Below are 8,026 nucleotides of genomic sequence, written 5' to 3' on the forward strand. Positions count from 1 at the left end.
GCGGTCGAGAAGGTGGACAGCGCGCGCCAGCTGGCGCAGTACCGCACGCTGGCCGGCCAGCCCGGCGCCAAGCACTTCGACGCCGACATGGCGCCCCTTGCGAACGCGCCGAAAAAGATCGAGGCGGAGTTCGTCTTCCCTTATCTGGCGCACGCGCCCATGGAGCCGCTGAACTGCACGGTGGAGCTGTCCGAGCAGGGCGCCACGCTCTGGGTGGGTTCGCAGATGGCGGGGCTGGACGGCATGGCCGCGGCGCGCACGCTGGGCCTCAAGCCCGAGCAGGTGAAGGTGATGGTCCAGTCGGCCGGCGGGGGCTTCGGCCGCCGCGCCGTGCCCAGCAGCGACTACCTGGTCGAGGCCTGCACCATCGCCAAGGCGGCGCAGGCCGCCGGTTTGAACGCACCCATCCGCACGCTCTGGAGCCGCGAGGACGACATCAAGGGCGGCTACTACCGCCCCATGCACCTGCACCGTGCGCAGATCGGCTTCGATGCGGCCGGCAACGTGCTGGCCTGGGACCACGTCATCGTCGGCCAGTCCATCCTGGCCGGCTCGCCCTTCGAGCCCATGATGGTCAAGAACGGCGTCGACGCCACCGCCGTGGAAGGCATGCGCACGCCGTACCCGCTGCCCATGCGGCTGACGGTGCACCACCCCAAGGTCAACGTGCCGGTGCTGTGGTGGCGCAGCGTGGGCAGCACGCACACGGCCTTCGTCATGGAAACGCTGGTCGACCAGATCGCCCGCGAAACGAACCAGGACCCGGTGGCCTACCGCCTGAAGCTGTTCGGCGCCGGCCACCCGCGCCACCGCTCCGCGCTGCAACTGGCGGTGGACAAGAGCGGTTACGGCCAGAAGACCCTGCCCGCCGGCCGCGCCTGGGGCGTGGCGGTGCACGAGTCCTTCGACTCGGTGGTGGCCTACGTGGTCGAAGCCTCGGTCAAAGACGGGCAACCGGTGCTGCACCAGGTCACGGCCGGCGTGCACTGCAACCTGGTGGTCAACCCGCGCACGGTGGAAGCGCAGGTGCAGGGCGCCGCGCTGATGGGCCTGGGCATGTGCCTGCCGGGCGCCGCCATCACCTTCAAGGACGGCGTGGTCGAGCAGCAGAACTTTGGCGACTACACCGTGGCGCGCATCACCGACATGCCGGCCATTGCCGTGCACACCGTGCCCAGCGCCGAGCCGCCCACCGGCATGGGCGAACCCGGCCTGCCGCCGCTGGCGCCGGCGTTTGCCAATGCCGTGGCGCGACTCACCGGCCAGGCGCTGCGCGAACTGCCCTTCAAACTGGCTTGAGCGGGTGAGCGCGTCGTGCCATCCCTCTCCCGACGAACTTGGCTCGCCTGGCTGGCGACCAGCGCTGGTGCGGTGAGCGCGCAGACCGCGCCTTCCCGGCCCGGTCTCCGCCTGCGCCTGGAGGTGGGCGCGCACGTGCTCACGGCCACGCTGACCGACCAGCCGATCGCGCGCGATCTCCTGTCGCTGCTGCCCCTGGCACTCAGTGCCAAGGACTACATGGCCACCGAAAAGGTGGCCTACCTGCCGCGCAAGCTCACCACCGAGGGCGCACCGACGACCCATACCCCGATGGCCGGTGACCTGTGCTACTACGCCCCGTGGGGCAACCTGGCCCTGTTCTACGCCGACGGCAAGCCGTCGCCGGGCCTGGTGCTCCTGGGCCGGTTCGACGGTTCCACCGAGGGGCTGCGCGGCCCGACCGACGTGCCGCTGCGCATCACACAGATCCGATAGACCGCTGGGGGACTGCCCCCGGGGGAAGCCGTTCAAGCGAACAGAAAGGAACCCGCCCATGGAAGACCTCGACACCCAGGTCCTGCGCACGGCGCAGGTCTGGCACACCGCGGGGCTGCCGGTGCTGCTGGTCACGGTCACACGCACCTGGGGCTCTTCGCCACGGCCGCCGGGCTCGCTCATGGCCATCAACGGCCGGGGTGAGGTGGTGGGCTCGGTCTCGGGCGGCTGCATCGAAGACGACCTGATCCGCCGCGTGCGCGACGAGGGCGTGGCCGCGGTGTGCCGTGAAGGCCGGCCCGCCACGGTGCGCTACGGCATCTCGGCCGACCAGGCGCACCGCTTCGGCCTGCCCTGCGGCGGCACGGTGGAACTGGTGCTGGAGCCGGTGGCCGACCACACGCGCCTGCCCGACCTGCTGCAGGCCACGCAGGAGCGCCGCAGCACCGAGCGCCGGCTGGACCTGCGCACCGGCGCGGTGACGCTGTGCGAAGGCCGGCGCGACGGCCTGCCCGAACTGGATGACGACGCGCTGGTGACCCAATTCGGCCCGTGCCACCGGCTCATCGTCATCGGCGCGGGCGACCTCTCGCGCTTCCTGTGCCAGATGGCGCTGGGCCTGAACTTCGAGGTCATCGTCTGCGACCCGCGCGACGAGCAGCACGCCGGCTGGATGCTGGACGGCGTGACGCTCAGCCGCGAGATGCCGGACGACCTGATCCTGCGCCTCAAGCCCGACGCGCGCACCGCCGTGGTGGCGCTCACGCACGACCCCAAGCTGGACGACCTGGCGCTCATCGACGCGCTGCAGTCCGAGGCCTTCTACGTCGGCGCCATCGGCTCGCGCCGCCACACCGGCCTGCGGCGCGAGCGCCTGCGCGAACACTTCGGCCTGGCCGAGGCCGAGCTGGACGCGCTGCACGGCCCGGCCGGGCTCTACATCGGCAGCAAGACGCCGGCCGAGATCGCCCTGTCCATCATGGCGGAGGTGGTGGCGGTGAAGAACGGCCTCGAACGCCCGGCACCGTTGCCCGTGGCCGACGGCAAGGCCGCGCAGGGCGGCGTCGCGGACGGCCTCCTGCCCGCCAGCTGCCCGGTCTGAGCGGACCCGCCGCCAGACCGGAGCGGCGCCGGCTCAGGCCGCGCGCAACTGCGTGAAGGCTGAGAGCTGGAACACAGAGTTCGGCGCCATCGGTCGCACGCTCACGGGCAGGGGGCGCAGCCGGAAGCCCGGCGTGGCCGACCCCGCGGCGCCCGCCGACCAGTCGCCGCTCTGCTGGGCAAAGTCGCCAATGGTCTGCGTCGCCAGAAAGTCGGCAAAGGCGGCGTGGATGGCCGCTTCCAGCCCTGCGATCGGGGCGGACTGGGGGCCGGCGTCAGGGGTGGTGGCCAGCGCGGGGTTCACGCGCTGCACCACTTCCCACACCGACAGTTCTGCCGGGTCGCTCGTCAGGTAGTAGCCGCCACCGGGCCCGCGGGCGGCCCGCACCAGGTCGGCGTCCCGCAGCACCCGCATGACGCTTTCCAGGTGCGAGATCGACACGTGCAAACGGTCCGACAAGGTCTGGACGTTCACCGCGCGCGACGGTGGCGCGGACGCCATGGTCACCAGGATGTTGATGCAAAGCTGGGTTTTTTTGGAGATCATCACGGCCTCCTGAACAGGTTATGGGCCCTCAAATCTACAGATAAACGCAGTAATGTCTAGAATTACCCACCGATATTTTTGTTTTTCCTATTCATAACCTACTCAAACAGACCGAATGACCTCCGAGCCCACGCAGCACAGAATCGGCGCCGTCTCGGCCTTGAGCGGTGTGCCCGTCCCCACGCTGCGCGTGTGGGAGTCGCGCTACGGCGCGTTCACCCCTGCCAAGACCGGGGGCCGCCACCGCCTCTACACCGAGGCCGACGTGCTGCGCGCCACGCTGCTGCGGCGCCTGACCGAAGCCGGTCACGCCATCAGCACGGTGGCCCACCTCGACGCGCAGCGGCTGAGCGGCCTGCTGCACGGCCAGCGCGCCACGCAGATCCAGCACGCTGCCGCCCGCCAGGGCGTGCGGGCGGTGTCGCTGGCCGTGGTGGGGCTGCCGCTGGCCACGCGGGTGCAGTCGGCCGGCTGCCTGGACGCGCTGGAGGGCGTGGCGGTGCGCGTCAGCGACGCTCTGCCCGACCTCGCCGCCGCCGCCGCTCACCGCTTTGCCGTAGCGCCCGACGTGCTGCTGGTGCGCGTCAACTCGCTGCACATGGGCACGCACGCGGCCCTGCGCCGCCTGGTGGACGCGCTGCGCGTGCCGCACGTCATCGTGCTCTACAGCTTCGGGCAGGACCCGGTGGTGCGCGCCATGAAGCTCGAAGGCATGATCGTGCGGCGCGAGCCCATGCCCGACGCAGAACTGGCCGACCTGATCGGCTCGCTGCTGCTGGTGGACACGCGCCAGCCCGTCGGCCTGGCGCCGCCGGGCGTGATGATCCCGCCGCGCCAGTACAGCGACGAAACCCTGGCGCGGGTGGCCAGCATCCCCAACAACGTGCTGTGTGAATGCCCGCGCCACGTGGCCGAGCTGATCGGCCAGCTCGCCAGCTTCGAGCAGTACAGCCAGGAATGCCTGAACAACAGCGCCGAAGACGCGCGCCTGCACGCGCAGCTCAGCGCCATTTCAGGGTCCGCCCGCGCGCTGTTCGAACGCGCGCTGGAAATGGTCGCGCAGCACGAAGGCATCGCGCTGGACCAACTCTGAGCGTGTGAGAGGGGCGCCGCTCAGGCGCGTGCGGCGCCCGCCGATTCGTAGACCAGCACCGCCGCGGCCAGGTCTTCCAGCGCGTTGCCGACCGACTTGAACACCGTGCGCTCGGTCGCGCCTTTGCGGCCCGTGGCCACGCCCTTGCACAGCGTGGTCAGCGTGCCGCGCACCTCGTCGGCGCTGAACACGCCGTGCTGCATCGGCACCAGCAGGTCGCCGCTTTTCTGCAGCGCTTCGTCGGTGTCGACAAAGATGCGCGCGTGGGCGAAGCAAGCGTCGTCGGCCTCGCGCATGGCGGGCGTGAAGCCGCCGATCAGGTCCAGGTGCACGCCCGGGGCCAGCCAGTCGCCGCGCATCACCGGCTCGGTCGCCAGCGTCGCGCAGCTGACGATGTCGGCCTCGGCGCAGGCCGCGGGCAGGTCGGTGCTGGCAAAGGCCGCCAGCCCGGTGGCGCGCACCTGCGCGGCCAGGGCCTGCGCATGCGCCGGGTCGCGCGCCCACACCGTCACGCGGTCGATGCCGCGCACCGCGCGGTACGCCGCCGGCAGCAGCTGCGCCACCCGGCCCGCGCCCACCACCAGCAGGTGCTTGGCGTCGGGCCGCGCCAGGTACGACGCCGCCAGCGCCGACGCCGCCGCCGTGCGGCGCGCGGTGATCTGGTCACCGTCGATGTGCGCCAGCGGCGCGCCGGTGCGCGCGTCGAACAGCAGGTAACTGCCGTGCAGCCCCGGCAGGCCGCGCCGCGCATTGCCCGGCGCGATGTTGACGATCTTCACGCCGTAGAACTGGCCCGGAATCCAGGCCGGCATCAGCAGGCTGGTCATGCGCCGGCCGGCGGCGTCCTGCCCCGCCTCGCCCAGCGGGTTCACGATCTCGTGCACATGGCGCGGCGGCACCTCGCAGCCAGTCGCAAAGCGCGTGCGCAGGGCGTCGATCAGGGCCTCGAAGGGCAGGGCGGCTCGGGTGGCGTCGGCGTCGAAGAAGTGCATGCGTCGATGGTAGCCGCCGCCGGTGTGGCAGCGTGCCGCAGCTCGGCCCGCGCCTGCCGGCGCACCGCCAGCCCGCCCTGCAGCGCCAGCGCCGCCATCAGCGTGGCCACCGCCAGGTCGGGCCAGGCCGTGCCCGAGCCCGCCACGCCCAGGGCCGCGCCCATCACCGCCAGGTTGCCCAGCGCGTCGTTGCGCGAGCACAGCCACACGCTGCGCATGTTCGCGTCGCCCTCGCGGTACGCGTACAGCAGCGCCGCCACGCCCACGTTCACCGCCAGCGCCAGCGTGCCGATCACACCCATGGTCAGCGGCTCGGGCACGGTGCCGAACCAGACCGACCACAGCGCCCGCCCCAGCACGAAGGCGCCGAAACCCAGCATCGTCCAGGCCTTCACCCAGGCCGCCCGCGCGCGCCAGACCAGTGCCGCGCCCAGCACCGCCAGCGACACGCCGTAATTCAGCGCGTCGCCGGCAAAGTCGATCGCGTCCGCCAGCAGCGACAGCGAATCCGCCCGCTGGCTGCCCGCCAGCTCGATGAAGAACATCGCGGCGTTGAGCACCAGCGCCACCCACAGGATGCGGCGGTAGCGCGGCGACTGCGTGGCCGCGGGTGGGGCTTCGTGTTCACAGGTGCAGGCCATGGCGATTCCTCGTGCGTCGTGCGGTGAAGGGTTCCCGGTGTCTGCGGCGGGGATGCCGCGGAACCGGCTTTGCCGGGCCGCTGGCATTGCCCCCTGGAGGGGGTGACGCGCAGCGGCGCGGGGGTGTGTCGAGATTTAAAACCCTGGAGCCACTACAGTGTCAAGCGATCCTTCACAAGGTACCCGACATGCAGATCAAAGCCCTGTCCGCCGCCACCGGCGTCGACGTCGAGACCATCCGCTACTACGAACGCCAGGGTCTGCTGCCCGCCCCACCGCCCCACCGCGCCAGGCCAACGGCTACCGCAGCTACGGCCCGCCCCAGCTGGAGCGCCTGTCCTTCATCCGCCACTGCCGCGCGCTCGACATGCCCCTGGCCGACGTGCGCCAGCTGCTCGCCGCGCTGGATGCGCCCGGCCCCGAGTGCGGCGACGTCAACGCCCTGATCGACCAGCACCTGGCCCGCGTGCGCGCCCGCCTGGCCAGCCTGCGCGCACTCGAAAAGCAGTTGCGCAGCCTGCGCACCGCCTGCAGCGGCCTGCCGGGGCAACAGGGCTGCGGCATCCTGGCCGAACTGGTGGCCGCTGCGCACGGCGAGGCCTGTGCCTGCCACGGGCCGTGCCCCTGAAGCACAGGGTTCTCAGAAGCCGCTGTGGCGAGCCCAGCTGACCACCAGCCCCACCAGCGCGCAGACCCCGATCACCGGGATCACCGGCTGCTTGAAGCGCATCAGCGCCACGGCGGCGCCGGCGGCGATCAGTGCCGCGACCCCGTCCAGCGGCTGTCCGCGCCCGGCCGGCCAGAGCACGTGCACGGCGAAGAACAGCGCCAGGTTCACGATCACGCCCACCACCGCGGCGGTGATGGCCGTCAGCGGCGCGGTGAAGCCCTGCTTGCCGTGCGTGGACTCCACCAGCGGGCCGCCCGCCAGGATGAAGATGAACGAGGGCAGGAAGGTGAACCAGGTCACCAGCGTGGCGGCCAGTGCGCCTGCGGCAAACGTCAGGTCCGGCCCCAGCAGCGCGTGGCCGTAGCCGCCGACGAAGGCCACGAAGGCCACCACCATGATCAGCGGACCCGGCGTGGTTTCGCCCAGCGCCAGCCCGTCCATCATCTGCGTGCCGCTGAGCCAGCCGTGCTGCACCACCGCGCCCTGGTAGACGTAGGGCAGCACCGCGTAGGCGCCGCCAAACGTCAGCAACGCCGCCTTGGTGAAGAACCAGCCCATCTGCGTGAAGGTGTGGGACCAGTCGAACACCGCGGTCAGCAGGCCCATGGGCAGTGCCCAGAGCAGGGCGCCCGCCGCCAGCACCAGGCTCAGGCGCGACCAGGCAAACCGGGCGTGGGCCGGCCTGGGCGTGTGGTCGTCGATCAGGGCCGGGGCGTGTGCAGCCGGCGCCTGGCCGCCGCCATGGCCACCGCCGCTGCTGAAAATGGCCGGCCGCCACCGCCCGCCGACCCAGCCCAGCAGGGCCGCGCCCAGCACGATCAGCGGGAACGGGGTGTTGAGCGCGAAGATGGCCACGAAAGACGCCGCCGCGATGCCCCAGAGCCAGGCGTTCTTCAGCGCCCGCGAGCCGATGCGCCAGGCCGCTTGCAGCACGATGGCCGTCACCGCCGGCTTGATGCCGTAGAACAGCCCGGCCACCAGGGGCTTGTCGCCGTGCGCCATGTAGACCCAAGACAGGCCGATCAACAGCAGCAGCGAGGGCAGGACGAACAGCACCCCGGCCAGCACGCCGCCCCAGGTGCGGTGCATGAGCCAGCCGATGTAGGTGGCCAGCTGCTGCGCCTCGGGTCCTGGCAGCAGCATGCAGTAGTTCAGCGCGTGCAGGAAACGGCTTTCCGAGATCCAGCGTTTGTCGTCCACCAGGTCGCGGTGCATCAGCGCGATCTG

General features: G+C 71.5%; 9 protein-coding genes and 1 pseudogene. 6 read left to right on the forward strand and 4 right to left on the reverse strand.

The features are described from left to right. The 3 genes from ACR2JA_RS18015 to ACR2JA_RS18025 all read left to right on the forward strand — a co-directional run. Positions 1-1,299: xanthine dehydrogenase family protein molybdopterin-binding subunit (locus ACR2JA_RS18015; RefSeq protein ID WP_434010447.1), on the forward strand; the 1,299-nt coding region annotated here is incomplete at its 5' end. 15 nt (positions 1,300-1,314) lie between these two features. Beyond that, positions 1,315-1,755: a cyclophilin-like fold protein gene (locus ACR2JA_RS18020; protein WP_434010448.1), complete on the forward strand. Its 441-nt coding sequence runs from the start codon at positions 1,315-1,317 to the stop codon at positions 1,753-1,755. A gap of 58 nt (positions 1,756-1,813) precedes the next feature. Further along, the gene (locus ACR2JA_RS18025; RefSeq protein WP_434010449.1) at positions 1,814-2,857 is read left to right on the forward strand and encodes an XdhC family protein; all 1,044 of its coding nucleotides are present in this window, start codon (positions 1,814-1,816) and stop codon (positions 2,855-2,857) included. Positions 2,858-2,890: 33 nt separating this feature from the next. Here ACR2JA_RS18025 and ACR2JA_RS18030 read toward each other — a convergent pair whose 3' ends face one another. After that, the gene (locus ACR2JA_RS18030) at positions 2,891-3,403 is read right to left on the reverse strand and encodes an RrF2 family transcriptional regulator (RefSeq protein ID WP_434010450.1); all 513 of its coding nucleotides are present in this window, start codon (positions 3,401-3,403) and stop codon (positions 2,891-2,893) included. Positions 3,404-3,518: 115 nt separating this feature from the next. Here ACR2JA_RS18030 and ACR2JA_RS18035 point away from each other — a divergent pair, with 115 nt between their 5' ends. Continuing rightward, complete coding sequence (locus tag ACR2JA_RS18035; RefSeq protein WP_434010451.1) at positions 3,519-4,496, forward strand: MerR family transcriptional regulator; 978 nt, start codon at positions 3,519-3,521, stop codon at positions 4,494-4,496. Between the two features lie 20 nt (positions 4,497-4,516). Here ACR2JA_RS18035 and ACR2JA_RS18040 read toward each other — a convergent pair whose 3' ends face one another. Together ACR2JA_RS18040 and ACR2JA_RS18045 are read right to left on the reverse strand one after the other, a co-directional pair. Then, positions 4,517-5,488 carry an ornithine cyclodeaminase family protein gene (locus ACR2JA_RS18040; protein ID WP_434010452.1) on the reverse strand — a complete coding sequence of 324 codons (972 nt, stop codon included), beginning with the start codon at positions 5,486-5,488 and terminating at the stop codon, positions 4,517-4,519. Beyond that, positions 5,434-6,129, reverse strand: a complete 696-nt coding sequence (locus ACR2JA_RS18045) for a cation transporter (protein WP_434010453.1) — start codon at positions 6,127-6,129, stop codon at positions 5,434-5,436. The genes ACR2JA_RS18040 and ACR2JA_RS18045 overlap by 55 nt, the downstream gene beginning before the upstream one ends. 188 nt (positions 6,130-6,317) lie before the next feature. Between ACR2JA_RS18045 and ACR2JA_RS18050 the strand changes: the two are divergent. Further along, positions 6,318-6,368 (forward strand): annotated as a pseudogene (locus tag ACR2JA_RS18050) (hypothetical protein); the annotation flags it as partial. Between the two features lie 128 nt (positions 6,369-6,496). Continuing rightward, positions 6,497-6,757 carry a MerR family DNA-binding protein gene (locus ACR2JA_RS18055; RefSeq protein ID WP_434010455.1) on the forward strand — a complete coding sequence of 87 codons (261 nt, stop codon included), beginning with the start codon at positions 6,497-6,499 and terminating at the stop codon, positions 6,755-6,757. Positions 6,758-6,769: 12 nt separating this feature from the next. Here the strand turns inward: ACR2JA_RS18055 and chrA are convergent. After that, the coding region (gene chrA, locus ACR2JA_RS18060) for a chromate efflux transporter (protein ID WP_434010454.1) at positions 6,770-8,026 on the reverse strand (1,257 nt) is incomplete at its 5' end.

Source organism: Hydrogenophaga sp. (genome assembly GCF_051007235.1).
Classification (GTDB): Bacteria; Pseudomonadota; Gammaproteobacteria; order Burkholderiales; family Burkholderiaceae_C; genus Hydrogenophaga.